The organism is Acinetobacter sp. YH12117, assembly GCF_013418865.1.
In the GTDB taxonomy this organism is placed as follows: domain Bacteria; phylum Pseudomonadota; class Gammaproteobacteria; order Pseudomonadales; family Moraxellaceae; genus Acinetobacter; species Acinetobacter indicus.
On sequence record NZ_VPBF01000039.1, the window covers coordinates 1 to 26,465 of the forward strand.

Sequence of the window (26,465 nt, forward strand, 5' to 3'; positions counted from 1 at the left end):
TAATGGAGAAATCTAATCGGTATGTTATACCTGAGAGAAGAGTGAGGAGTTATCCAAGGGTTGTAAAAGGAAAACCTCAAAAATACCCAAGAAAAAGCCAGTCAATCTCTTAACTGACTGGCATTACCCTTTGTGGGGCTTTTTTTAGGCATATCTGCTCATCTTAGTGATCAGATGCACCTGAGATACCAATACCGGTTTGTGAACGGACAAACTGTGCATCGAATGCTTTACGTTCCGCTTGTGCTTGCGCAGAGTTATCGGTAATCGAGAACAACCAGCAGCAGAAGAATGACAATGGCATTGCGAAGATTGCAGGACCGTTAAATGGCACCACTGGTGTATCAGAAATTGCCAGCGTATCGACCCAAACTGCTTTCGACAATACGATCAGCACGACAGCAGACACCAGACCTGCAACACCACCAATCACCGCACCACGTGTGGTTAAACCTTTCCAGAACATCGACAGAACCAGTACCGGGAAGTTCGCACATGCAGCTACCGAGAATGCCAGACCCACCATGAACGCAACGTTTTGTTTCTCGAACAGAATACCCAGAATCATCGCGAAGATCGCTAAACCTAAAGTTGCGATTTTAGACATGCGCAGTTCAGATTCAGGTGTAGTTTGGCCTTTCTTGAATACGTTGGCATACAAGTCGTGAGAGATTGCTGAAGCACCAGACAATGTCAAACCAGCAACCACCGCAAGAATTGTGGCGAATGCAACTGCTGAAATGAAGCCCATGAACAGGTCGCCACCGACTGCGTCAGACAGGTGTACCGCTGCCATGTTGTTACCACCCACCAGCTCAAGTTTGCCAGTGACTGCCATTTTTGCGACATCCAGGAATTGCGGGTTGTTGGCCACATACAGGATCGCACCGAAACCAATGATGAAGGTTAACAGGTAGAAGTAACCAATAAAGCCGGTTGCAACCACGACAGATTTACGTGCTTCTTTGGCATCTTTTACCGTGAAGAAACGCATCAGGATGTGTGGCAGACCTGCAGTACCGAACATTAATGCCAGACCCAGTGAGATCGCATCAATCGGGTTAGATGCCAGGCTACCTGGACCCATGATATTGGCTGCATCAGCCAGGCTCAGGTCATGTACCTTCGAGAACACCTGAATTGATTGTTCAAACATGTTGGTGAAGCTGAAGCCCACGTCTTTCATTACCATGAAGGCCATGAAAGTTGCACCAGACAGTAACAGTACCGCTTTAATGATCTGTACCCAGGTCGTTGCCAGCATGCCGCCGAACATGACGTAAGCCATCATCAATAAGCCAACCAGCACAACTGCGATGTTATAGTTCAGACCGAACAGCAGTTTGATCAGCTGACCTGCACCCACCATCTGTGCAATCAGATAGAACGCCACGACGACTAGCGAGCTGAATGCCGCCAGGGTACGTACCGGTTTTTCTGATAAACGGAAGGAAACTACGTCAGACAGGTTGTATTTACCCAGGTTACGTAAACGTTCTGCAATCAGGAACAATACGATTGGCCAGCCCACCATGAAGCCCAGTGAATACAGCAAGCCGTCGAAGCCTGACATAAACACCATGGCGGAAATACCCAGGAAAGACGCAGCCGACATATAGTCACCGGCAATGGCCAGACCGTTTTGGAAACCTGAAATACCACCACCGGCAGTATAGAAGTCTTTGGTATTGGTGGTTTGTTTCGCCGCCCATTTAGTAATGAACAGGGTCGCACCCACAAAGATCAGGAACATGATAATTGCAGGCCAGTTGGTGGCTTGTTGTTCTGCTGCGCCCAGATCAGGTGCGGCGAAAGCCATACCTGACATCATCAACGCAGAAGCTGCAGCAGCTTGCGCCTTCAATGAAGTCCATTTCATCTTAGTCTTGTCCTTTTTGTTGTGCAATTGCTTCTACTTCACGCATTGCTTCTTCATTCAGTTGATCCAGCTTGTTATTCGCAATATAGGAATACACTGCACACAAAATGAAAGATAACACGATGATGCCCAGACCCAGTGGAATACCCCAGGTCGTCACGCCACCAGAAATGGAAGATAATAGAAACTCTTTGTTATAGCCAACTAACAACATGAAGCCGACATAAACGATTAACATGATTGCGGTAAGCGTCCAGCTAAGATTACGCTTTTTTGCAACCATTTCTTTGAATTTTGGATTGTGTAGAATTCGATCTACTTGAGCCTCATCCATAGTTTTACTCCTTGAAACGCCCAGCCTTAGGCGTAATTTTTAATTCGAATTATATTCATGATGAAAACTAACAAGTTTGTAGGGTGCTTGTAATTTAGACTTTGGTCGTTAAATTTTGAGCAATTCAAACTGATGCGTTCACGAATAGAGTATTATAACGCGAGATAAATACACCGCAGGTATTATGAACAGCTGGCTGATTATCGGGGTGTTAGCCCTTTATATTGCATTACTTTTTATTTGTGCATTTTTTGGTGAAAAACATGCGAGCCGCCTCAGTACGCGCGGTCGTATGCTACTGTTCAGTCTGACCTTGGGCGTCTACTGTTCATCCTGGACCTTTTACGGGGCCACTGGTGCAGCGGTGCGTGAAGGCATTATCTTCCTGCCGATCTATTTAGGGCCGCTGTTGTTCGTGGCGGTTGGCTATGACATCTGGCGCCGTTTGGGCCGGGTCCGGCAACATCATGCCATTTCCTCGATTGCCGACTTCGTGGCAGCGCGATATGGCAAAAGTGGTGCCCTGGCCTCGCTGGTGACCATTCTGGCAGTCATTGCGATTATTCCCTATCTGGCCCTGCAGTTACGCGCAATTGCCTTAAGTGCTGCCGTAATTCTGGATCAGACCACCCATGTCGAAAGTACCACCAATGGCGTGCTGTTTTTAACCGCGCTGCTGGCGATTCTGGCAATGCTGTTTGGCACCCGGCAAATTGCCAACACCGAACAGCACGGTGGTTTAATGCTGGCGGTGGCGTTTGAATCTTTCGTCAAGCTGTTTGCCCTGCTCTGTGTGGCCGGTTTCTTTGTCTTTGAATCGGCCGATAACCTGAAACAGATCAGCAATGATGTGGCCCAGACCTTCCATGAAGTGCAGCTGTTGGGCGTACCGGAAACTTTCTGGGTGCAAACCCTGCTGGCCGCACTGGCGATTATCTGCTTGCCACGCCAGTTCCACGTGGCGGTGGTCGAATTACGCGATGAAAAACATATTCGCGGGGCACGGCGCTGGTTTGCCGTTTATCTGATTTTAACCACCATCGCGATTATTCCAATTGCCAGCTGGGCCTTACATGCCGCGCCGCAATATCTGATGATTCCGGATGTCGCGGTGCTGTCCTTACCGCTCAGCTATAATCAGGAATGGCTGACCTTACTGGCCTTCCTGGGTGGTTTTTCGGCTTCAACCGGGATGTTGCTGGTATCTTCGGTGGCGCTGTCGATCATGCTCAGTAATGACCTGATCATGCCGGCGCTGTGGCGCTCGGGCCTGATTTCGCGTCATGACAAACGGTTGCCACTGGTGCTGAAATTCACCCGCCGCATCTGTATTCTGGCGGTGATGCTGCTCGGCTTCCTGTTCTTCCATTTCTTTAATGATATTGACCAGCTTTCGGTCTTCGGTTTACTGGCCTTTAGTGCGGTAGCGCAGTTCTCCCCGGCCCTGATTGGCGGGCTGTACTGGCGCGGCGGCAGTAAACAGGGTGTTTATGCCGGCCTGATTGTCGGTTTTATCATGTGGGCCTATACCCTGCTCTGGCCAACAGTTTTACGCAGTCTGCCAGAGCAGTTCTCAGCGATTACCCAGTACTATTTAACCGTCGGTCCATTTGGCATTAATGGCTTACGTCCGGAAGCGCTGTTAGGTTTTGAATCATTTGCGCCGCTGACACATGGTGTGGTCTGGTCACTTGGTCTGAACCTATTGCTGTATGTCTGGGTATCGCGCATATTCCGCCCGAGTGTGGCTGAACAGATTCAGGCTGAAAGTTTCTTCTACTATGAAACCAAGCCGCTGCCATCGCACACCACCAGCAATGAAGTCAGCTATTCGCATCAGGATGTGGCGCGTTTAAAAGTCGGTGACCTGATTACGCTGGCCAAACGCATTACCGGCGATGAGCCAACCATGCAGGCCTTCCGGCAGTTCAGTGAACAGAATAATGTGGTGCTGAATGAAAACAGCAATGCCAACGGCATGTGGTGGCGTTTTACCGAACAGTACCTGGCCGGCACCATTGGCGCGGCATCGGCGCGAACCCTGCTCACCACGGCGATGGTCAACAATGGTCTGGCACTGGGTCAGGTCGCCAATATTCTTGACCAGGCCTCCCAATGGCAGCGCTTTAACCAGAATCTGATCATGACCATGATCGACCATATGACCCAGGGGGTGAGCGTGGTCGATGAAAATATGTGTCTGGTGGCTTGGAACAATCAATATCTAAAACTGTTTGATTATCCAAAAGATATTGTCTATGTCGGCTGTCCAATTGCCGACCTGATCCGCTATAACGCCGAGCGCGGCGAATGTGGCCCGGGCTCGGTGGAAGAACACGTGCGTAAACGGATTCACTGGATGAAAGTCGGCAGTGCGCATGAGTTTGAACGTATCCGTAAAGATGGCCGCGTGATTCAAATGCGCGGTAATCCGATTGAAGGCGGTGGCTTCGTGACCACCTTTGCCGATATTACCGCCTTCCGTGAAAATGAAGCGGTCCTTGAAGCACGCGTGCAGGATCGTACCCAGCAATTGGCCGATGCCCTGGCCGAACAGCAGCTGGCGCGCGAACAGGCCGATAAAGCCAATATGTCCAAGAGCCGCTTTATTGCCGCGGCCAGTCATGACCTATTACAGCCGATGCACGCAGCCCGTCTGTTCAGTACCGCGCTAGAGCAAAGCATCCAGTCGGATGATGACCGCAAAACCTTGCAGCAGCTGGATCGTGCCCTGCATGGCGCTGAAAGTATGCTGTCTGCACTGCTGGATATTGCCCGTTTAGAAGGCGGCACCATTCAGCCGAAACGTCAGCCTTATCCACTGCATGACCTGCTCAGTGATCTGGAACTGCAATTTAAATCCATTGCTGCACAGCGTGGCATCCAGTTTGCCGTGCATGATGCCCAGTTCTGGATTGACACCGATCCGCAATGGATTCGCCGGATTATCCAGAACTTTGTCAGCAATGCGCTGCGTTATACCGCCAAAGGCAAAGTCGTGGTCGGGGTATTACGTTCTGCGCAGCGTCCGCAGCATATCCGCATCGGGGTCTGGGATACCGGTCCCGGTATTGCCGAAGAACAGCGCATTAAACTGTTCCAGGAATTTGAACGTTGCGGCCATACCTCGCCGTGGGGCGAACAGGGTCTGGGCCTGGGTCTGGCCATTGTGCAGCGTATGACCAGCCTGCTGGATTATCCGGTCTATGTCTATTCCACTCTCGGACAGGGCTCCTGCTTCATGATTGAAGTACCGGTGGTAGATGCACCTAAAGCCGTGGCTGCACCGGTTCAGGCCGTACCGCTGAAAACCAAGGCCTATAAAATTCTGTGTCTGGATAATGATGAAACCATTTTAGAAGGCATGGCGACCTTATTGGGCAAATGGGGCTATCAGGTCTTTAAAGCCACCGAACCGGAACAGGCCCTGGAGATTATCCAGCAGGAAAATATTCAGGTCTGGCTGGTCGATCAGCATTTAAATAACAATAAAGTCGGTCTGGACTTTATTCTGGCCAACCGTCAGGAAAATGTACCAGTGGCATTAATTACCGCCGATTCGGATCCGGAATTACCGCAGCGTCTAAAAGAGCTGAATATCGTATTGCTGAAAAAACCGCTGAAACCGGCCTCCTTGCGAGCCTGGTTATCCGGTCTGAAAATTTCAGCTTAGGCTGACATATTTTGAAACCTCTTTGCGGCTTCGGTAACAAAGAGGTTTTGTATTTTGGGCCTGAAAATGGCGATTTATTGCAGCCCGCTAGGCAAAACTGCTCAAAACAGGCGCTATCTGCCTGACAGCCATTGGCAGAAAATTTCATTGAATTATTTACTATGGCAAAGGCTACCAAAAATCTCAGTGTACAGCTGTATACCTGGTTACAAAATTTTAATCTTATGATTTTTAAAATTATTTTTTGATTAAAAAATACACATTAGACTTTAGTCGTATATCTGATATGTAGCAATACGCGCATAAAAAAAGACATTAAAAAGAAAAGATCAGTGTTTAGTCTGGAGATAAGCCCCTGAACGTCCTGTCCGGAGCTGATCATCATCCAGCCTAGAGGAGTTTTTTGATGAGTCTTTCAAGCGCAGTACAGCAAGGTCATGAGCAGAACCAACAGTTTCACCGTCAGTATGGCGCCAATGCCCTGTTGCCGGCCATCGACTGGAAAACCCTGTTTCAGCACAGCAAATTAGAACATGCGCATATTGAAGCCCTGAATACCATTTATCAAACCGCTGTACCGCTGGCCTTACAGGTCTTTGATGAACTGCATTTTGATGTATTTAGTCCGGCAGCCTATAAACCACAAGGACTGGGCCTGTTTGAAAAACTGTCTGAACAGGAACAGAAACTGCTGCGTTCGCTGGAAACTGAATGTGACTGTCTTGGTGCCACCACCCGTCACCAGATCTGGAGCATGCTGCTGCGCGGTGGTGCGGTCCTGGTATTTAAAGCCTGGCTCGGCAAAGTCAAAACCGATAAAACCGAACTCGATACCAGCCAGTTTGATGAACTGTCCGATTTACTGTTTATCAAAACCCCGCCGCATGAACTGGCACAGCGTTTAGGTGTAGATATTCATTCCCATGAAGATCATATCTTCCTGATGTATGGCAATGATGTCTATTTGGACCGTTTTAACAGTCTGGAAACTGCCGCGCTATTTGTCGATTTAGGCGTCTATGATCCGGCATTTTTAAGCCTGCGCGATGACCGTATTGCCGACTACTTAAAATCTCAGGACTATGTGACTCAGGAACAGATTGATGAATTGCAATGCGCTTTGAATCCGCTGTTCTGTACCGATGCCACACCGAAACAGGATTGTCTGGCTTAAGCCTTAGCCGATCTGCAAAACAAAAAGGACATCATTTGATGTCCTTTTTATATATTTTTCAATATTTAGATTTTCTTTTCTTCAATATTCAGCGCATTAATCGCCAATACCGCCTGGGTACGGTTTTGTACGCCCAGTTTACGGAAAATCGCCGTCACGTGTGCCTTAATGGTCGCTTCAGAAACATCCAGTTCATAGGCAATCTGTTTATTCAGCAAACCTTCAGCCACCATCATCAACACACGGAACTGCTGCGGCGTTAAGGACTGAATCCGCTCTGCCAGTGCAGTTTCATCGGCAGCACGCGGGTCAAAATTGACATTGGCCGGCAGGTTTGGCGGTAACCAGATTTCGCCTTCCAGCACCTGACGAATCGCTTCGCCAATATGGCTTGGGTGGGCAGATTTTGGAATATAACCCATGGCACCATGCGCAATGGCACGCTGGATAATCGACACTTCTTCATGTGCCGACACCACAATAATCGGAATTGAAGGATATTGTGCACGCACATGCACCAGCGCCGAGAAACCCGAAGCGCCTGGCAAGTTTAAATCGAGGAGAACAAGATCAGGTTCAGGTCCTTTTTCTAAACGTTCATAGAATTCATTGACTGCAGCAGTTTCATGAATTTGAGCTTGCGGTAAGCTATAGCGTACAGCCTGAATTAAAGCATGACGAAACAGCGGATGATCATCAACGATTAAAATATTCATAAGTGACGTGAGAGATCTTGTGCACAATGGCTCCTATTCTACCCATACAAATGCGGTTAAGGATATGCAAGAGTGAACTATTTTTGGCTTAAACGAGATTTTTTGTCCGATTATTCATATTTTCTTACATTTTCTTAAATCTGAGATAGGAAATCTGATTTTGATATAACATTTATCAGCCTGATTCAGATGCTTATCTGAGTCGCATATAAGTATAAATTTCAATTATTTATTTCATTAAATTTAGTTATTAATCGCTCATTTTAAAGTTATCTGAAAAACAGATAACTTTTCTGTATTTGCTTATTTTACAGGGTAATTCAACTATTGATTAATAACAGACATTCCGAGATCAACCACAATTCAGGTAAGCCTATGTCTGTTTTCAATTCAACCAAACCACTCAATATTGTCGCAGTATCGGGCGGCTTAAATCATCCGTCTAAAACCGAAGCTTTGGTACAAGCCATTATTGATGAACTGGGCGAAGCCACCCCGATTCAGGTGCATTTTATTAAATTCAGTGAAATTGCCCCTTTGCTGGGCGGCGCCATTTACCGCAAGCAGTTGCCACAGCGCGTGCAGGATGATCTGGCTGCCGTTGAAGCGGCGGATGCGTTAATTGTCGGTACACCGGTATATCGCGCCTCCTTTACCGGTCTATTCAAACATTTCTTTGATTTTGTCGAACAGACTGCGCTGGTAGATGTACCGGTATTACTGGCGGCATCGGGGGGTAGTGACCGCCATGCCTTGGTACTGGAGCATCAGCTGCGTCCGTTATTCAGCTTTTTCCAGGCGCAAACCTTGCCTATTGGTGTCTATGCCACAGATCGTGACTTTACCCCGGAATACACCATCCATAGCGAGGCCCTGCGTGACCGGATTACGTTGGCTGTGGCACGCGCCCTGCCCATTCTGGAATGGGCACCAGCCAAAGGCCAGCGCGCCGAAGTGGTGAAAAGTAAAACCCAGCAAGCCAACCAGAACCTGGGTATCAATAAACAGATTGAGCAGGATGAAGTACTGCCTTCTGCTGCAGTACCTAGCCTGGATGCAGCAGAATCGCGTCTGCATCAAAACAAGGTCAAACCGCAAGTGGCTTAATCTGCTGACCCGCTGGCATCCCCTTCTTCCGAGTAAAATCTTGGCCATTGATCCTGCGGATTCAGGCTTGCAGCAGCCTGGATCCGCAAGCTTGCAGTGGAACATCGCTGTAATACCGGATCAAATAAACACAACAACAGGCCCCTTATTTTTCCCTCAAGACTCGGCTTGAGGGATTTTTTCATTTTAAGCTCTAACTCAATGAAATCAGGATGAAGTGGTTTAAGGCCTAAGAATAAAAACTGGGATCTGGCACTTTGCCAGTCAGCACCCATTCACCCAGTTCCTGATATTTATAATCCACCGGATCATGCAGGGTCTGAGTACGCACATTGCGCCAGAAACGGTCCAGATTCAGCTGGGCGGTGGTGGCCCGTGCGCCCATTACCTGAAACATCTGCTCGGTAATATATAAAGAGGTATTGGTCGAGGCAATTTTGGCCGTAGCAATGGCCACCGCTACTTCACCGCGCTGTTCAGCCGTGAGTTCCGGTCCGATGCGCCAAGCCTGCTGCACACTCTGCACGGCTTTATCTGCCAAAAGCCGGACACTTTCCAGCTGCAGATAAAACTCGGCGCAATGCCGTTGAATAAACGGGTCATCCACCGCCTGCTCGACCCGAGATTTGGACCAGGCTTTTTGACCTTGCACGCTCTGAATCGCGGTTTCAAATGCCCCTTCGGCCACACCCAAAAACAGATGCACAAAAATCAGTTGTGCAATTAGCGGCCGCAAACTGGCATAAGGCGTACTTAGCGGTCCGGGATTCAGCAGCAATTCATGTTGATGAACACGCACCTGTTCAAAATGGGTCGTGCCGCTATCGGTCTGGCGCTGTCCCATATTGTGCCAGTCACCCAGAAAATGGACACCACTCCGGGTACTCGGAATCACCGCAATCAAAAGCCTGCCGGTCGCATCATAACCGGAACAGAGCAACAGGTCTGAATCGACCGAACCGGAGCAGAAGCTTTTATCGCCCTGAAACAGATATTCAGAATCTGCGACCGGTGTGACCGTGGTACGCCGATCCAGCGGATTCAGGGCATTGCCCCAAAACAGCTGCTGCTGAACTGTCTGTTGCAACCAGTGCTGATATTGTGCGGGCTGGGCGAACAGCTGCACGGTGGCAATCAGTAAATGATGAAATGCATAGACATGCGCCAAGGAGCTGTCCGCTTGTGCCAAAATCTGGACCGTTTTAAATATAGTCGACCAGGCGGCACCCTGCCCGCCATATTCTGTCGGAATTGATAAACTCAGCAAACCGCTACGGCGAATCAGATCACGCTCTGCTTTGGGATTACCGCCCTGCCGGTCACGTTCAGCAGCGGTCTGGGCAAACTGGCGGGCCAGTTGCCGGGCAATTTCCAGCGGGTCTAAAACAGTGGCCGTAGTCGGGTTCATCTGAAAATCATATCCTTGATCAATCGTAATACTGTGGATGGAGCGGGCTGTTGTTCTCGCATCGTGTCCAGCTATGCTACACGGTTTTCAGTATAAAAATACCGCCTACGAGAGGCGGTATTTTAATATTTATTTTTAACGGCTGGCTTGCACCGTAGCAATCAGCTGATCCACCACTTGTGGTTCTGCCAAGGTCGAAGTATCGCCCAGACTATCCAGCTCATTGGCGGCAATTTTTCTCAGGATCCGGCGCATGATTTTACCGGAACGGGTTTTTGGTAAGGCCGGTGCCCAATGCAGCGCATCTGGAGTGGCCACCGGTCCCAGAATTTTCCGTACCCAGTTAACCAGTTCGGTACGCAGCTCATCACTTTCTGTCACGCCGGCTTGCAGGGTAACAAAAGTACAAATGCCCTGACCTTTAATATCATGCGGTATGCCCACCACCGCGGCTTCGGCCACTGCATCATGTGCCACCAGCGCACTTTCAATTTCAGCCGTGCCCAGACGGTGTCCGGAAATATTCAGGACATCATCGACCCGGCCGGTAATCCAGTAATAGCCATCTTTATCACGGCGCGCGCCATCTCCGGTAAAGTAACTGCCCGGATAAGTGGCAAAATAGGCTTCAATAAAGCGAGCCGGATCGCCCCAGATGGTACGCATTTGTCCCGGCCAGGAATCCTTGATAATCAGGTTGCCTTCGGCTTCGCCTTCCAGCTCATTGCCTTCGGCATCGACCAGGGCCGGTTGTACCCCAAACAGCGGACGCGTGGCCGAGCCCGGTTTCAGTGGCGTTGCCCCCGGCAGCGGCGACATCAGAATCCCGCCGGTTTCGGTTTGCCACCAGGTATCCACAATTGGGCAGCGGCTTTCACCGACCACGGTGTAGTACCAGTTCCAGGCTTCCGGGTTAATCGGTTCACCGACCGAACCAAGCAGACGCAGACTGCTGCGGTCACTTTCCCGTACAAAGCTGTCGCCTTCACGCATCATGGCGCGAATCGCAGTGGGTGCGGTATATAAAATCGTGACGTTGTGTTTATCAATCAAATGTCCGGTGCGCGCCCAAGTCGGATATTGCGGTACCCCTTCAAACATCACCGTGGTGGTGCCGTTCGATAATGGCCCGTAAATCACATAGGAGTGCCCGGTCACCCAGCCAACATCAGCGGTACACCAGAACACATCATCCTGTTTAATATCAAAAACTTCACGGAAGGTGCTGTTGACGTAGGTCAGATAACCGCCGGTGGTGTGCAGCACTCCTTTCGGCTTACCGGTCGAACCAGAGGTATATAAAATAAATAACGGATCTTCAGCATTCATTGGCTCAGGCGGGCAAATTTCATTGACCGTCATGATTTCCATGTGATACCACAGGTCACGCCCGGCTTTCATTTCAATCGGGTTACCGGTCCGGTGGACCACAATCACGTTTTGCACCGACTCGGTACCGGCCACAGTAAGGGCCTGATCGACATTGGCCTTTAAATAAATCGGCTTGCCGCCGCGCATGGCCGAATCTGCGGTAATCACCAGTTTGGCCTGACTGTCTTCAATCCGGCTGGCCAGCGAATCTGGAGAGAATCCACCAAACACCACACAATGCACCGCGCCAATCCGGGCACAGGCCAGCATGGCAATGGCAGCCTCGGACACCATTGGCATATACAGCACTACGCGGTCGCCTTTGGTGACGCCATTTTTCTTCAGCACATTGGCAAAGCGGCAGGTTTCATCGTACAGCTCACGGTAGGAAATAATTTTATGCCGTGAAGGATGGTCACCTTCCCAGATAATTGCCGGTTTATAAGGATGTTCTTTTAAATGCCGGTCCAGACAGTTGGCACTAACATTGAGCTGGCCATCGGCAAACCATTCAATCTTGAAATTGTCCGGATCAAAATTGGTATTTTTGACCTGGGTAAACGGCTTAATCCAGTCCAGACGCTTGGCCTGCTCGGCCCAGAACTCGTCGGGTTGTTCAATGGATTGCTGATAACGTTCGAAATATTCTGCCTCGTTGGTACGCGCAGTTTTCTTAAATTCTTCGGGTACAGGATAGATCTCATTCATATTATACTTCCTTGATCTTCTCTCATCTCATCACGAGATGTATGCCACATTCTTGATTTTTTATTTCTGCATATCAGCAGTATGACGCTTATTTTTTCTCCACCACAATCATGCTTTGGTCGTAGCGATTGATTTAATTTTAAGCACAGATACACCAGCAGATTCAATGTCTTTGCCGTACTTTTCAGTATAAAAGCAGTAGCTTTATCTATAAAAACAACCCGCTTGCAGTCAAAACCGCAGTGTACTTTGCAAAAATCGGCAGCGCGCTTGCAGAATGTTTATTAAAATCTGGCCGGATTTCAGGCAAAATACGATTTTATTGCTGAGGACTGGCAGATTCGTGACCGAAGAAAAAACCCAACTGGGCGAAGTCACCCAAGAAACTTCCGAGCTGATTCAACAGGCCACGGAAAAAACCACCCAGAAAGTCATTGAACATACCCATAAATACAATGATGCCTATTCTGCTATTGATAAAATCATGGAAGGCTTCTGGGAGCGTGTGCCCTATTTCCTGATCGCGCTTGGCGTGATTCTGATTTTCTGGCTGATTGCCCAGCTGTTTAAATTTTTTGTGAAAAAAACCTTATCCAACCGCAGTTATACCCGGCAAAATCTGGTGCTGGTACTGAACCGGGTTGGCAGTTCGGTGATTATCTTCTTCGGTTTCTTAATTGGTCTGGTGATTGCCATTCCTGGTTTTACCCCAAGCCAGCTGATGAGCGCCCTCGGGATTGGTTCGGTTGCCATTGGCTTTGCCTTTAAGGATATTTTCCAGAACCTGCTTTCCGGCGTACTGATTTTACTGAGCGAGCCCTTTAAAATTGGCGACAGCATTCTGGTGAATGGACTGGAAGGTACGGTCGAAGATATCCAGATTCGCGCGACCTTTTTACGCTCGGCCGATGGTCGCCGCATTGTGATTCCCAATGCCACGGTCTATACCAGCGCCATTACTGTCAATACTGCCTTTCCACGCCGCCGCTGCGAATTTGTGGTCGGCATTGGCTATGAAGATGACATTCAGAAAGCCAAAGATCTGGTGATGTGCATTCTGAAACGTGACCCGACCATTCTGACCCAGCCGGAATTTAGCGTTAATGTCGATGCGCTGGCCAATTTCTCGGTCAATTTACGCGTGCAATGGTGGATTAATACCAGCGAAACCAATAGCGCGGCATCTATCAGTAAAATTCAGGAAGAAGTCATTCAAAGCTTTGCCGAACAGGGCATTTCCATTCCTTACCCAGTGCAGGAAGTGAAAGTCTATCGCGGTGATCCATCGGTGGCAGACAGCTCAGAGGCTAAATAAACGTCCCAGCACATACGGAATCACGGTTTCTGTACGGATAATCCGGTTGCCCAGACTCACCGCCTGGCAGCCGTTATGTATCAAAAGATCGACCTCATAAGGAATAAAACCACCTTCCGGCCCAATCACAATGCTGCACGGGTGCTGAATCGCGGCAGGCATGCGCATCTCTGCATAGGGATGTGCCACATAGGCAGGACAATCGGCGCTAATCAGACCCGGTAAAACATCTTCAACAAAGGGTTTAAAGCGTTTGTACAGTTCAACTTTTGGTGCAATGGTATCGCCGGCCTGCTCCAGCCCCAGTTCAATATAATGCTCCAGCTGCTGTAAAAATGGCGTCTGCCAGTAGCTTTTATCGACCCGATAGCTATGCATCAGGATAATTTTTTCCACCCCGACCGTAACCGCATCCATGATTAAACGGCGCAGCACTTTCGGACGTGGTAAAGCCACAATCAGCGTCACTGGCAATTTCGCTGGCACAGCTTCTTCTTTTAACGGTTTTAGACGAACCGTTTTTTCTGTAATTTCGATAATTTCCGTGAGATACCGTTTGCCTTCACGAATCCCAACTTTCAGGGTATCACCAACCTGAATATCCAGATGCTGTTGCAAATGCGCTAACTGCCGCGTTGAACTAATCGACCACAGTTCAGATTCAGTTTGGCGAGGATCAAGAAGGACAATATTCATAAAAAAATAACTCAACAAATCCATCACTGGATAGGCGGAAACGTCATCCACAACGGTCCGAGGCAGGACTCCTTTTTCCAAACTAAAGTAAAAGAAGAAGAGTTCCTGGCATTAAATCGATAAAGAGAAGGCTCAGTTTTAATCTGATCTCGTAAATCCATGAAAATCAGCTTCTTTACCCATCAGAATATCATCAAAGATATTGATCAATTACCTGAATATGCTTTGCCAGTGAACCCTGATTCTGCTGCATAATCTTTTGTGCTGCAGTATTTAAAGTCAGTGCTTTGGAGGAATCCGATAAGATCTCCAGCATGGTCTGTGCCGCTTGTTCAGCATTCTCTACCACCACCACCGCTTGAGCGTCGACAAACTCATCGACAATGGTCTGGAAGTTAAAATAATTCTTACCCAGAATAGTCGGCACATGCAGCGCTATCGGCTCCAGAATATTATGCCCACCACCCGGTTCATTTAAAGAACCGCCAACATAACAGGCCTGACTCAGACCGTACCAGAGCCACATTTCGCCCATTGAATCGGCCAGATAGACCTGGGTATCCGCTTCAATAGTTTGTCCCAAACTGCGGCGTTGGGTACGCAAATCCAAAGCCTGTGCCGCGTGAAAGACCTCATCAAAACGTTCCGGATGGCGCGGCACCACAATACAGACCAGTGCCGGATCTGCCATCAAGGCTGGTTTTAACGCGGCCAATACGTCTTTTTCTTCTGGAGCATGGGTGCTGGCCAGTGTGATCACTTTACGGCCTGTCAGCTGCCAGTCCTGCTGCAACATGTTGGCCTGTTCAATAAAAGCAGGCGGTGCACTAATATCAAATTTAATACTGCCCACCACCTGGGTCTGTTCAGCAGCTGCACCCAGTGCCACAAAGCGGCTATGTGAGGCCTGATCTTGCACCAACAGCTGCGTCAAACCCTGCAACATCGCCCGGGTCAGGCCGGAGACTTTGGCATAGCCTTTGGCCGATTTTTCGGACAGACGCGCATTCAGCAACAGGCACGGCACATGGAAGTTTTGGGCCTGATCAATCAGGTTCGGCCACAGCTCGGTTTCCATCAACAGCAATAATTTCGGCTGATATTTCTGATAAAAATCCCGAATCAGATGTTTCTGGTCAGCTGGCAAATACACTGCCTGAAACAGCGCCTCATGCGGTGCTTTCAGAAAGAGAGATTTAGCGCGTGCCTGTCCGGTTTTGGTGGTGTTGGTGACCAGCACCGGATGACCGGCTTTTAAATAATGTTCAATTAAAGGCTGGGCCGCGTTGGTTTCCCCCACCGAGACCACATGAAACCAGATCGCCTGCAGATTTTTCGGCGGCTGAAATGGCCCAAAACGCTCTACAATTTCCTGCTGATACTGCGCTTCACTCTCGGCCCGCTTTTTAATACGCGACCGATACAACGGTTTTAGAACAGATAACGCTGCGTTATACCAAAACGGAGTAGCCAAAGAGATGCCTCAAACTGATTTTTTGCCCTGAGAATATAACAGAGCCCTATCCGCATGTTAATGGATATGGCTCCAAATAAAAAAGCAAAGCAACAACGCGGCTGCTTTAGTCGGCATTCACCACGCTTTCAGCCAGAGTTGGATAATCGGTATAGCCTGCTGCACCCTGCACCCCAATCATGGTTTCCAGCTGCAAATCATTTAGCGGTGCATCATCCAGCAGACGTTCATATAAATCCGGGTTGGCAATATAAGCCTTACCAAAAGACACGGCATCGGCTTTGCCCGAAGCCAGCAGTTCAATCGCATCGGTACGGCTTAAACGCATATTGGCAATGTAGGGAACACCACCTGAACGCTGTTTCATATACTCGGAAATACTGTCTTCTGCCAAATATTCACGGGTAAAGAAAAACGCGATCTGACGTTTACCCAATTCCTGCATCACATAGCCAAATGTTTCACGTGGATCATCATCACCCATATCATGCTCATCACCGCGCGGTGCAAGGTGTACACCCACACGTCCAGCACCCCAGACTTCAATCAAGGCATCCACCACTTCCAGCAAGAAACGGGCACGGTTTTCAACCGAACCGCCATACTGATCTTCACGCTGGTTGGTCTTGCTTTGCAGGAACTGGTCAATTAAATAGCCATTGGCCGCGTGCAGTTCTACCCCGTCAAAACCGGCGTCTTTGGCACGTATCGCTGCCTGTTTATATTGCTCGGTAATCGCGTGAATTTCAGCAATTTCCAGTGGACGTGGCAGCACATAAGGACGTTTTGGACGCAGCAAGCTGACGTGACCGGCCTGTTGCACAGCACTGGCAGACACCGGTGTTTCGCCTTGCAGTAAATCGGGATGCGACACCCGGCCCACATGCCATAACTGCGCCACAATTAAACTGCCGCGCTCATGCACTGCATGGGTGACCCGCTTCCAGCCTTCAACCTGAGCATCGCTAAACAGGCCCGGAGTATTTAAATAGCCATTGGCTTCTTCAGAAATGACTGTGGCTTCAGAAATAATCAGACCGGCGCTGGCACGCTGGGCATAATATTCCGCCATTAATGCCGTCGGAACGCGATCATCCGTAGCCCGACTACGGGTTAAGGGTGCCATCACCACACGATTTTTTAACTGGAGTTGACCCAGGGTTAAGGGATTATTCAGTTCTGCCATAGATGCCTCTGTAGCTGCACGCGACCAAACAGATGCTGTTTTGTCTTAGAGTGAGCTTTCTAAAAATTCAATATATTGCTGAATCAGGGCTTCGTTGCGGGAGAAATAGGACCATTGACCATGTTTTTCAGCCTGAATTAAACCGGCCTGCTGTAACACAGATAAATGATTGGACATGGTTGACTGCGACACCTTACCGAGTTTTTCGATATTGCCGGCACAGACGCCACGTTGAAAGCCGCCGCACTGCTCTTCTGACAAAAACTGTTCCGGATGTTTTAACCAGAGCAAGATTTGTCGGCGCGTCGGATTGGCTAAGGCTTTAAAAATTAAATCAATATCCATAATTCAGGCACGTCGCATCAGGCTGTGTTCAAGGAACGCAACAAAGCACTATTCAGTGTTCCTATCCAATATATCGTATTTTTTCGATTTATATATCGATTTTTTTAGATATATTAGTTTTACACTACTAGTGCCTTGTTGTTGATACTTTTTTATTGACAGCGGCTTAAAGCCCCTGCTTTAAGCTCGCTTCAATAAATTTGTCCAGATCACCGTCCAGCACTGCGCCTGTGTTGGAGTTTTCGACACCGGTACGCAGGTCTTTAATCCGCGAGTCATCCAATACATAAGAACGGATCTGGCTGCCCCAGCCGATATCTGACTTGGAATCTTCAAGCGCTTGCGCAGCTTCGTTACGTTTGTTCATCTCCAGTTCATAGAGTTTGGCACGTAACTGTTTCCAGGCATGGTCACGGTTGGCATGTTGTGAACGCTGGTTCTGACAGGCCACCACAATACCGGTTGGAATGTGGGTTAAACGCACGGCAGAGTCAGTTTTGTTAATGTGCTGACCACCAGCACCCGATGCACGATAGGTATCGGTACGGACATCTGACGGATTGATTTCAATTTCAATATTATCATCTACTTCAGGTGAAACGAACACTGCAGAGAATGACGTATGACGGCGGTTACCCGAGTCAAATGGTGACTTACGCACCAAACGATGGACACCCGATTCAGTCCGCAACCAGCCATAAGCATACTCGCCTTCTACACGAATAGTCGCAGATTTAATCCCGGCCACATCACCGTCTGATTCTTCCATCAGCTCGGCCTTAAAGCCATGACGCTCAATCCAGCGCATATACATACGCAGTAGCATTGAAGCCCAGTCTTGTGCTTCGGTACCGCCAGAACCGGCCTGAATTTCGACATAGCACGGGTTCGGGTCCATTGGATTGTTAAACATCCGGCGGAATTCAAGTTTTGCCAACTCTTCTTCAGCGGCGCTCAATTCGGCCTGCACATCTTCCAGCATGGCTTCTTCATCGGCTTCCACCGCCAGATCCAGCATTGCCTGCGCATCTTCGAGCTGTGTTGCCAGACCGTCTAATACATTCAGAACGTTCTCAAGCTCGCCTTTTTCTTTGGCCATGGCTTGGGCGCGGTTCTGGTCATTCCAGATGGCCGGATCTTCCAATTCACGCAGGACTTCTTCTAAACGCTCTTTTTTAAGATCGTAGTCAAAGATACCCCCGTAGTGTTTGACCACGTTCGTTCAAGTCTTTTAGCTGGTTTAGATAAGGATTAATTTCCACGTGAATGCTCTCAAAAAATATCGATAAAACCCGTGTATTGTAGCATAGAGCCAATCAGGAGTAAGAGGCGCCTGCATCCACTCAACTAAAATGATGGATATAAACTTAGACGGCCATGATGAGCACAACCTACAGAACCCAGCAAACTAGAAGAAAGATCAAGAAAAAACCACGTTTAAAATTCGGTTTAATTGCCCGTTCTTGGCTTTCAAATTGATAAAAATGAAATTTTTCATCTTTCGCAAAAGGGTTTTACAAAGCCGCATCATAACTTATAATACAGCGCAAAAATTATACAAATTGACCTAAATTCACAGAATCTCCATACTTTTAATAAAACAAAACATTAATTATTTTATATTATTTATCAATATCTTAAAATTAATCAATTACACAATATTACAGCTGAAACAATGCGGTAACTTTTGCTGGATTGACCAAAATTTTATTTGGCCTAGACTGAAGTTGTAACAAAAAATTAAACAGTCAACCTGATTTCAGAGGGGTAAGATCCATGAAAAAACTAGCAATTGCTTCAGCACTTTTATCTGTATTCGCAGTCGCAGGTACAGCACATGCATACCAAGCTGAAATTGGTGCTTCTGCAGGATTAATTGATCCAGATCATGGCGGCACAAGTGGTTCTTTTGGTGTAGATGGTACCTATTACTTTAACCCTGTTCAAACGCGTAATGCGCCTTTGGCAGAAGCAGCCTTCCTTGATCGTGCCAGCAACGTAAATGCCAAATACCAATATGACGAACTCGGTAATGATGAACGTCATCAATATGGTGTAGGTGCAGAGTACTTTGTACCTAATTCGGACTTTTACTTGAGCGGTAATGTCGGACGTGATGACATTAAATTTGACAGAGGTGGCGATTTTGATACCACTGTATATGGTGCAGAAGTAGGTTATCTGCCAGCACCGGGTCTGTTAATTGCTGCAGGTTTAAAAGGTTATGACAATGACTATGACGACGGTGTAGACCCTACCTTACGTGCCAAATATGTCACTACCTTAAGCAATGGTAAAGATATTAACCTTGAAGCCGGTGCAGCATTCGGCGATCTGGACGAATACAACCTGGCAGCAGATTACTACATTGATAAAACCCTGAGTATCGGTGCAGATTATTACAACAATGATCTGAACGACAACAGCGAGTTTGGTATCAATGCCCGTAAATTCTTCACCCCACAAGTCAGCCTTGAAGGTCGTGTCGGTTTCGGTGAAGCAGGTAGCAACGACTACAACCGCTTTGGTGTAGCAGCGAAATACCGCTTCTAATCTGTATAGAAACGCATAAATCGTAAAAAAACCCATCTTCGGATGGGTTTTTTGCACTGATAAGAAGCATTTAGGTAGTTTTTGCACATTGACTGAGCGAATATAAACTGTACAATTTGTTACAACTGTTCATCAAACAGTCATATTTTTATAACAAAGAGAGAACTCTAAATGCTTAAACAACTTGCTCTTGCTACAGCACTTATTGCCAGCCTAGGAACTGCACACGCTTATCAAGCTGAGATCGGTGGTACGATTGCTCTTGTAGACCCAGATAATGGGGATACTTCTACAGGCTTTGCAATTGATGGAACATATTACTTTAATCCAGTTCAAGTTAAAAACTATCCATTAAATGAAGCAGCTTTCTTGAACCGTGCTAGCAATATTAATGCAGCCATTACTTATATGGATTTTGATGTAGTTGAAAGCACTACTTTTGGTGTAGGCGTTGAATATTTCGTTCCGAATACAGATTTCTATGTTAGTGGCAGTATTGGTCAAATAACTTTAGAAGCTGATGGCGCTGAAGATTTTGATACAACAGTATATGCTGCTGAATTAGGTTATCTACCTGTCCCTGGTTTACTTATCGCCGCGGGTCTAGCAGGTTTCGATAATGATGTAGGAGACGATGTAGACCCAACATTACGTGCGAAATATGTCACTCAAGTTGGTGCTTACGATATGAATTTCGAAGGTGGCGTTATTTTTGCTAATGATGAAGCAGTTAACTTAGGCACCGATTTATATCTAGATAAAACATTTAGTGTGGGTCTTGGATATACAGATGATGGCTTAGACGATGCTTTCCAAATTCGCGCTAAGAAATTCTTTAATCAGCAAGTTAGCCTAGAAGGCTCTATTAATTTCGAAGATGCAGGCAATGTATTCGGCGTTCGTGCTGCGTACCGCTTCTAATCTTTTAGATTAAAAGCAAAAAACCGCTCACTTGAGCGGTTTTTTTATTGTTGTAAATGCAAAATCCGCAGCTGTAAGCTGACATTGCCATTAAATTCATTGCGTTCCAGCTCATAGACCAAGCGCGTATCTTTCATCGGATCAAATTCATATTTATCGGCTGCATTGAAGGCGATCGCATCAATCACCTGCCCATTTTCCAAAGCCACGCGTAATTTAAGATGTACATCTTTGAGCCAACGATAATCCACAATCTGAAATTGCCCCTCAAAAATTGGCGGTGGAAATTTCTGCCCCCACGGCGCCAAGTGCTGCAAGGTATGCACAGTGTCTAGATGAAAATCTTCTACCGGCAATTCGCCATCGGTCCATAAGGTGGCCTGAAACAGCTCAGGGTCCATGCTGGCAATCAGCTGTTCAAAAATCTGCCTAAATTCCTGAAAATGAGCTTTTTGAATGGTCAGTCCGGCCGCAGCTGCATGTCCACCAAAATGGCTGACCAGATGCGGATACTGCTCGGCTACCTGTTCAATCGCATCACGGATATGAATACCATCAATGGAACGTGCCGACCCTTTAATATGAATACCATCTTCATCAGCCGCAAACACAATACTCGGGCGATGGAACTGTTCTTTCAGCCGACCTGCGACAATACCAATCACCCCTTGATGCCAGTGCGGCTCAAACATGATTAAGGCCGCAGGCAGTTCGCTAGCATCGAGCTGGATTTTTTCCAGTTCCTGCAATGCTTCCTGCTTGATCTGCCCTTCAACCTGACGACGCTCTACATTTAACTGGTTTAACTGTTCAGCGAAGCGATAAGCAGTTTGTGCATCATTGGCCAGCAGACATTCAATACCAATATCCATGGTTTCCATTCGGCCCGCGGCATTAATCCGTGGTCCCAACACAAAACCTAAATCCTGGGCTTTTAGGCTGGCTGCCTCTCGTCCGGCTATATCCAGCAGTGCTGAAATTCCCGGCCGACACAGATGTTGCTGGATTTTTTTCAGTCCGGCATCCACCAGAATACGGTTGTTATAGTCCAGACTGGCCACATCGGCATAGGTGCCCAAGGCCACCAGATCCAGATATTGGGTCAGGTTGCTGCTGGATTTGCCTTGTTTTTTACGATAGCTGGACAGGTTGGCCAAGACATAAAATGCCACCCCGACGCCAGCCAGCGCTTTACTCGGAAATTCGCAGCCGAGCTGGTTCGGATTGACGACGGCATCCGCCGCTGGTGTAGCTTTGGTGGTCAGGTGATGGTCGGTAATAATAACCTGCATACCATGTGCTTGCGCCTGTTCCACGCCGGCATGGCTGGAAATACCATTATCAACGGTAATTAATAAATCAGGCTGAAAGCGGGTAAAGGCCAGATCGGCAATTGCCGGAGTCAGGCCATACCCATATTTAAACCGGTCCGGCACCAGATACTGTACCTTGGCACCCAATTCACGCAAGGCCAGCACCATTAAAGCGGTACTGGTGGCGCCATCGGCATCATAATCACCGACAATGACAATCTCTTTTTGCCCGTCAATGGCCTGATCCAGAATCTGAATGGCCTGATCCAGCCCTTTCATGGTCGGCGCCAGCAAGTGTTTCAGCTTCAGTTTCAGTTCCTGCTCGGATTGCACACCACGTCGCGCCAAAATCTGGGCAATCAACGGCGTCACGCCCTGAAAACTTTCAGGGCGTGTCAGAAAAGGTCGTTGTTTAATCTGTATATTCGACATTTAAGGCATCAGTCGTTGCAGTGTCCATGCCCCATCGGTTTTTTCATAACTTAAACGGTCATGTAAACGATTCGGGCGCCCCTGCCAAAATTCATAATAATCCGGTTCCAGACGATAACCGCCCCAGAATTCCGGCTTGCTCAGTACATCCTGCTCACCCACCTGGGCAGCAAGCTGTGCAAAACGCTGTTGCAACGCTTCACGGCTGGCAATCACACCACTTTGCGGGGTACTGATATGCGCCGCAATCTGGCTGTCACGTGGACGCTTGTTATAGTACAGATGCGACTCTTCCTCCGGAATTTTACTCACCCGGCCGCTAACCCGAATCTGGCGTTCCAGTTCCGGCCAGTAAAACAGCAATTCCGCATAAGGATTTTCCAGTAAGTCGGTGCCTTTCTGGCTGTCATAGTTGGTATAAAAGTCATAACCAAGTTCGGTTGCACCGCGTAGTAGCACGGTACGCACATGCGGACGGCCCTGCGCATTGGCTGTGGCCAAAGACATGGCATAGGGTTCATGCAGTTTAATTTCCAGCGCATGATTAAACCAGTTTAAAAACTGCTGATGCGGATCAGCCAAAGCGGCTGACTCATGCAGCTCGCCTTTTTGATAGCTTAAACGTAATTCACTTAAGTCTTTAATTAAATCAGACATCTATACTCCCCTTAGGCAGCAATCGCATGATGACGCACGGCATCGGCCAGATGGTTGGCCAGTAACGTGACTTCCTGCTGGTCATCCCCTTCGACCATTACACGAATTACCGGTTCAGTGCCTGACTTACGAATCAGGATACGGCCACGGCCTTGCAGCTGTGCTTCTGCTTTGCCAAATTCTTCCACTAAAGCAGGCACGGCATATGGGTCAAACATGGCCTCTAAACGCACATTTACCAACACTTGCGGGAACAGTTTAAAATCGGCAACCAGCTCATGCAGGGCTTTACCCTGTTCTACCATGACGGTTAAGACCTGTAATGCGGCAATAATCGCATCACCAGTGGTGCTTTTATCCAGAGTCAGGACATGGCCCGATGGCTCACCGCCGATATTCCAGCCATTTTCCTCAAGCGCCTGCAACACATAGCGGTCACCAACTTTGGCGCGAACAAACTCGACTCCGGCTTTTTCTAACGCCAGTTCCAGTGCCATATTGCTCATGACGGTTCCGGCAATACCTGCAGGTTTGTTTTTGGCCTGCGTCGCCAGAATATAAAGGATATGATCGCCAGTGATCTGCTGACCATTTTTGTCGACCATAATTACCCGGTCAGCATCGCCATCAAAGGCAATGCCCAAATCCGCCTGATGTTCTACCACCGCCTGCTGTAACTGTTCCGGATGGGTCGAACCACAATCTTCATTAATATTCAGACCATCTGGGGTGTTATATAGCGGAATGACCTTGGCACCCAGTTCTTTAAATACCGCCGGACCAACGTTATAGGCTGCACCATTGGCACAGTCCACCACAATTTTTAAATGGTTCAGATCGAAGTGATAAGGAAAGGTCGATTTACAGAATTCGATATAACGTCCAGCAGAGTCTTTGACGCGGAAGCTTTTACCCAGATTGGCGTTATCTTCAATCTGAATTTCATTTTCGAGTTCTTGATTAATCGCTTCCTGCAGTTCATCGGGCAGTTTTTTGCCTTCGCTGGAGAAGAATTTAATCCCGTTATCAAAATACGGGTTATGCGATGCAGAAATGACAATGCCCAGACTGGCATGTAAGGCACGGGTTAAATGCGCAATCGCGGGGGTCGGCAATGGCCCCAGTAAATGCACATAAATGCCGGCAGCGTTCAGACCGGCCTGTAACGCCGATTCCAGAATATAACCTGACAGACGGGTATCTTTGCCCAGTACCACAATCGGTTTATTTTTCTTGCTGTATTTTTTTAAAACTTTACCTGCCGCGAAACCTAGTTTCAATGCAAACTCTGGTGTAATTGGAAGCTCCCCAAACTTGCCACGTATACCATCGGTTCCAAAATAACTCATGTCTTACTCACTTCTTATAGGGTTATGGTGATTTTCATCATCCTGTTTCAACACGCTTACTTTACACCAAAATTAAAAAAGCCGTCACATTTATGACGGCTTTTCTATAAGGCGAATTACCAAAAATCAACCAACGCGATAGTTCGGTGCTTCTTTGGTAATGGTCACATCATGCACGTGAGATTCAGACATACCCGCTGCGGTAATCTTCACGAATTTGGCATTCTGACGCAGGTCTTCAATAGTTGAAGAACCGGTATAACCCATTGATGAACGTAAACCACCCATCATCTGATGCACGATATTACCCATTGGGCCTTTGTACGGTACGCGACCTTCAATGCCTTCTGGCACCAGTTTTTCAGCACCGGCTTTAGAGTCCTGGAAGTAACGGTCTGCAGAACCGGTTGCACCCGCCATGGCACCCAATGAGCCCATACCACGATAAGCCTTGTAGTAACGGCCCTGGAAGAATTCAACTTCGCCTGGTGCTTCTTCAGTACCAGCCAGCAGTGAACCAACCATGATGGTGCTGGCACCTGCGCCAATCGCTTTGGCCATATCGCCAGAGAAACGGATACCACCATCCGCGATCAATGGAATCTGTTCCTTTAATGCATTCGCTACAGAGTCAATCGCCGAGATTTGCGGCATACCAATACCGGCCACAATACGGGTGGTACAGATAGAACCCGGACCAATACCGACTTTCACTGCATCTGCACCGGCATCTAATAACGCAAGCGCAGCATCACCCGTTGCGATGTTACCACCAATGACTTGCACTTGCGGATAGTTCTGTTTTACCCAGCGTACACGTTCAATTACACCGGCAGAGTGACCGTGTGCAGTATCGACTACAATCACGTCTACACCAGCTTCAACCAGTGCTTCTACACGGCTTGGGGTTTCCACACCGGTACCCACTGCAGCACCTACGCGTAAACGACCGAGGTCATCTTTACAGCTGTTTGGATAAAGTTCTGCTTTACGGAAATCAGTGACCGTAATTAAACCACGCAGTTCATTGTTGTCACCCACCACCAGTACTTTCTCAATACGGTGCTGTTGCAATAGTGCCTGGATATTTTCTTTTGATTCGCCTTCACGCACCGTCACCAGACGGTCCTGACCGGTCATGATGTTGCTGACCGGCTGCTCCAGATTGGTTTCAAAGCGTGTATCACGACCGGTGACGATGCCCACCACTTTACCATCTTTCACCACAGGAACACCGCTGATGTTGTTGGCTTGAGTTAAGGCAATCAGTTCACGTACTGTGGTTTCTGGGGTCACAGTGATCGGATCTTTGACCATACCGGCTTCAAATTTTTTCACACGACGTACTTCAGCCGCCTGCGCTGCGATATCCATGTTTTTATGCAGGATACCAATACCGCCATTTTGCGCCATTGCAATGGCCATACGGGATTCAGTCACCGTATCCATGGCTGCAGACACAAGAGGAATATTCAGATTAATGCCGCGAGTTAAACGTGTCTTTAGAGAGACATCTTTTGGGAGGACAGTTGAGTAGGCAGGGAGTAATAAGACATCATCGAAGGTTAGCGCTTCTTGAACGATGGTCAACATAACAGTCTCACTGGTAATTTCCGTGCGCTATTATAAACAAATCTTGCTATAAATTTCATTTGTTATTGCATAAATAATTATTTATTCCGCACATCCTGACAATTCGGATGAGTTTGCTGATGAAAAAAGCAGGCCATGGCCCATTGCTGTCCCACAATTTTTCACAAGAGGAAGCTCATTTGAGCTTCCTCTTGTTTTATGGGTATTTTATCGGGTGAAAATAAAGCTTTTAAAGTTCTTCTTTCAAACAAATTCACTTGA

21 protein-coding genes are annotated in these 26,465 nt (G+C 47.9%); 6 read left to right on the plus strand and 15 right to left on the minus strand.

All coding sequences use genetic code 11. The features are described from left to right. Positions 1 to 163: 163 nt before the first annotated feature. A complete protein-coding gene (locus tag FTU55_RS12240; RefSeq protein WP_180047226.1) occupies positions 164 to 1,879 on the minus strand; it encodes a cation acetate symporter in 1,716 nt (571 codons plus the stop codon). Between the two features lies 1 nt (position 1,880). Further along, positions 1,881 to 2,213: a DUF485 domain-containing protein gene (locus FTU55_RS12245; RefSeq protein ID WP_005180745.1), complete on the minus strand. Its 333-nt coding sequence runs from the start codon at positions 2,211 to 2,213 to the stop codon at positions 1,881 to 1,883. Positions 2,214 to 2,397: 184 nt separating this feature from the next. Between FTU55_RS12245 and FTU55_RS12250 the strand changes: the two genes are divergently transcribed. Both FTU55_RS12250 and FTU55_RS12255 read left to right on the plus strand, forming a co-directional pair. After that, positions 2,398 to 5,886 (plus strand): PAS domain-containing hybrid sensor histidine kinase/response regulator, encoded by a 3,489-nt coding sequence (locus tag FTU55_RS12250; protein ID WP_005180746.1) that lies wholly within the window; start codon positions 2,398 to 2,400, stop codon positions 5,884 to 5,886. A gap of 406 nt (positions 5,887 to 6,292) precedes the next feature. Next, complete coding sequence (locus tag FTU55_RS12255) at positions 6,293 to 7,060, plus strand: hypothetical protein (RefSeq protein WP_005180752.1); 768 nt, start codon at positions 6,293 to 6,295, stop codon at positions 7,058 to 7,060. Between the two features lie 65 nt (positions 7,061 to 7,125). Here the strand turns inward: FTU55_RS12255 and FTU55_RS12260 are convergent, their stop codons facing one another. Further along, a complete protein-coding gene (locus FTU55_RS12260; protein ID WP_005180757.1) occupies positions 7,126 to 7,776 on the minus strand; it encodes a response regulator transcription factor in 651 nt (216 codons plus the stop codon). Between the two features lie 375 nt (positions 7,777 to 8,151). Between FTU55_RS12260 and msuE the strand changes: the two genes are divergently transcribed. Continuing rightward, the gene (gene msuE / locus FTU55_RS12265; protein WP_075167298.1) at positions 8,152 to 8,883 is read left to right on the plus strand and encodes an FMN reductase; all 732 of its coding nucleotides are present in this window, start codon (positions 8,152 to 8,154) and stop codon (positions 8,881 to 8,883) included. Here msuE and FTU55_RS12270 read toward each other — a convergent pair. From FTU55_RS12270 to acs, 3 genes are all read right to left on the minus strand, one after another. Next, positions 8,880 to 9,158, minus strand: a complete 279-nt coding sequence (locus FTU55_RS12270; protein WP_168389752.1) for a hypothetical protein — start codon at positions 9,156 to 9,158, stop codon at positions 8,880 to 8,882. The genes msuE and FTU55_RS12270 overlap by 4 nt on opposite strands. Beyond that, complete coding sequence (locus tag FTU55_RS12275) at positions 9,113 to 10,291, minus strand: acyl-CoA dehydrogenase family protein (RefSeq protein WP_075167296.1); 1,179 nt, start codon at positions 10,289 to 10,291, stop codon at positions 9,113 to 9,115. Before FTU55_RS12275 ends, FTU55_RS12270 begins: the two co-directional genes overlap by 46 nt. A gap of 135 nt (positions 10,292 to 10,426) precedes the next feature. Beyond that, positions 10,427 to 12,370: an acetate--CoA ligase gene (gene acs / locus FTU55_RS12280; RefSeq protein ID WP_127800535.1), complete on the minus strand. Its 1,944-nt coding sequence runs from the start codon at positions 12,368 to 12,370 to the stop codon at positions 10,427 to 10,429. 343 nt (positions 12,371 to 12,713) lie between these two features. Between acs and FTU55_RS12285 the strand changes: the two genes are divergently transcribed. Then, on the plus strand, positions 12,714 to 13,685 hold the full coding sequence (locus tag FTU55_RS12285) for a mechanosensitive ion channel family protein (protein WP_180047228.1): 972 nt from the start codon (positions 12,714 to 12,716) through the stop codon (positions 13,683 to 13,685). On the opposite strand, the gene FTU55_RS12290 is transcribed toward FTU55_RS12285, so the two are convergent. The 5 genes from FTU55_RS12290 to prfB form a co-directional block, all read right to left on the minus strand. Next, complete coding sequence (locus FTU55_RS12290) at positions 13,671 to 14,381, minus strand: 16S rRNA (uracil(1498)-N(3))-methyltransferase (protein WP_168398218.1); 711 nt, start codon at positions 14,379 to 14,381, stop codon at positions 13,671 to 13,673. The two genes, FTU55_RS12285 and FTU55_RS12290, sit on opposite strands and share 15 nt — an antisense overlap. Before the next feature lie 193 nt (positions 14,382 to 14,574). After that, complete coding sequence (locus FTU55_RS12295) at positions 14,575 to 15,855, minus strand: 3-deoxy-D-manno-octulosonic acid transferase (RefSeq protein ID WP_180047230.1); 1,281 nt, start codon at positions 15,853 to 15,855, stop codon at positions 14,575 to 14,577. A gap of 106 nt (positions 15,856 to 15,961) precedes the next feature. Then, the gene (locus tag FTU55_RS12300) at positions 15,962 to 17,041 is read right to left on the minus strand and encodes an alkene reductase (RefSeq protein WP_180047232.1); all 1,080 of its coding nucleotides are present in this window, start codon (positions 17,039 to 17,041) and stop codon (positions 15,962 to 15,964) included. 45 nt (positions 17,042 to 17,086) lie between these two features. Then, the gene (locus tag FTU55_RS12305) at positions 17,087 to 17,386 is read right to left on the minus strand and encodes a helix-turn-helix transcriptional regulator (protein ID WP_104489264.1); all 300 of its coding nucleotides are present in this window, start codon (positions 17,384 to 17,386) and stop codon (positions 17,087 to 17,089) included. 166 nt (positions 17,387 to 17,552) lie between these two features. Next, positions 17,553 to 18,648 (minus strand): peptide chain release factor 2 gene (gene prfB / locus FTU55_RS12310; RefSeq protein WP_104470758.1). Its coding sequence is split into 2 segments (ribosomal slippage): positions 17,553 to 18,575 and positions 18,577 to 18,648, totalling 1,095 coding nucleotides; the frame shifts between segments, so codons are not numbered across the junction. 514 nt (positions 18,649 to 19,162) lie between these two features. Between prfB and FTU55_RS12315 the strand changes: the two genes are divergently transcribed. After that, entirely contained in the window at positions 19,163 to 19,939 is a 777-nt protein-coding gene (locus FTU55_RS12315; RefSeq protein WP_104513195.1) for a putative porin, read from the plus strand. 171 nt (positions 19,940 to 20,110) lie between these two features. Further along, on the plus strand, positions 20,111 to 20,860 hold the full coding sequence (locus tag FTU55_RS12320; protein WP_180047234.1) for a putative porin: 750 nt from the start codon (positions 20,111 to 20,113) through the stop codon (positions 20,858 to 20,860). Between the two features lie 44 nt (positions 20,861 to 20,904). On the opposite strand, the gene recJ is transcribed toward FTU55_RS12320, so the two are convergent. From recJ to guaB, 4 genes are all read right to left on the minus strand, one after another. Next, complete coding sequence (recJ, locus tag FTU55_RS12325; protein ID WP_180047236.1) at positions 20,905 to 22,605, minus strand: single-stranded-DNA-specific exonuclease RecJ; 1,701 nt, start codon at positions 22,603 to 22,605, stop codon at positions 20,905 to 20,907. Next, a complete protein-coding gene (gene pdxH, locus FTU55_RS12330) occupies positions 22,606 to 23,262 on the minus strand; it encodes a pyridoxamine 5'-phosphate oxidase (RefSeq protein WP_005180791.1) in 657 nt (218 codons plus the stop codon). Positions 23,263 to 23,273: 11 nt separating this feature from the next. Further along, positions 23,274 to 24,611 (minus strand): phosphoglucosamine mutase, encoded by a 1,338-nt coding sequence (gene glmM, locus FTU55_RS12335; RefSeq protein WP_168408637.1) that lies wholly within the window; start codon positions 24,609 to 24,611, stop codon positions 23,274 to 23,276. A gap of 126 nt (positions 24,612 to 24,737) precedes the next feature. Then, on the minus strand, positions 24,738 to 26,204 hold the full coding sequence (guaB, locus tag FTU55_RS12340; protein WP_180047238.1) for an IMP dehydrogenase: 1,467 nt from the start codon (positions 26,202 to 26,204) through the stop codon (positions 24,738 to 24,740). Positions 26,205 to 26,465 lie beyond the last annotated feature (261 nt).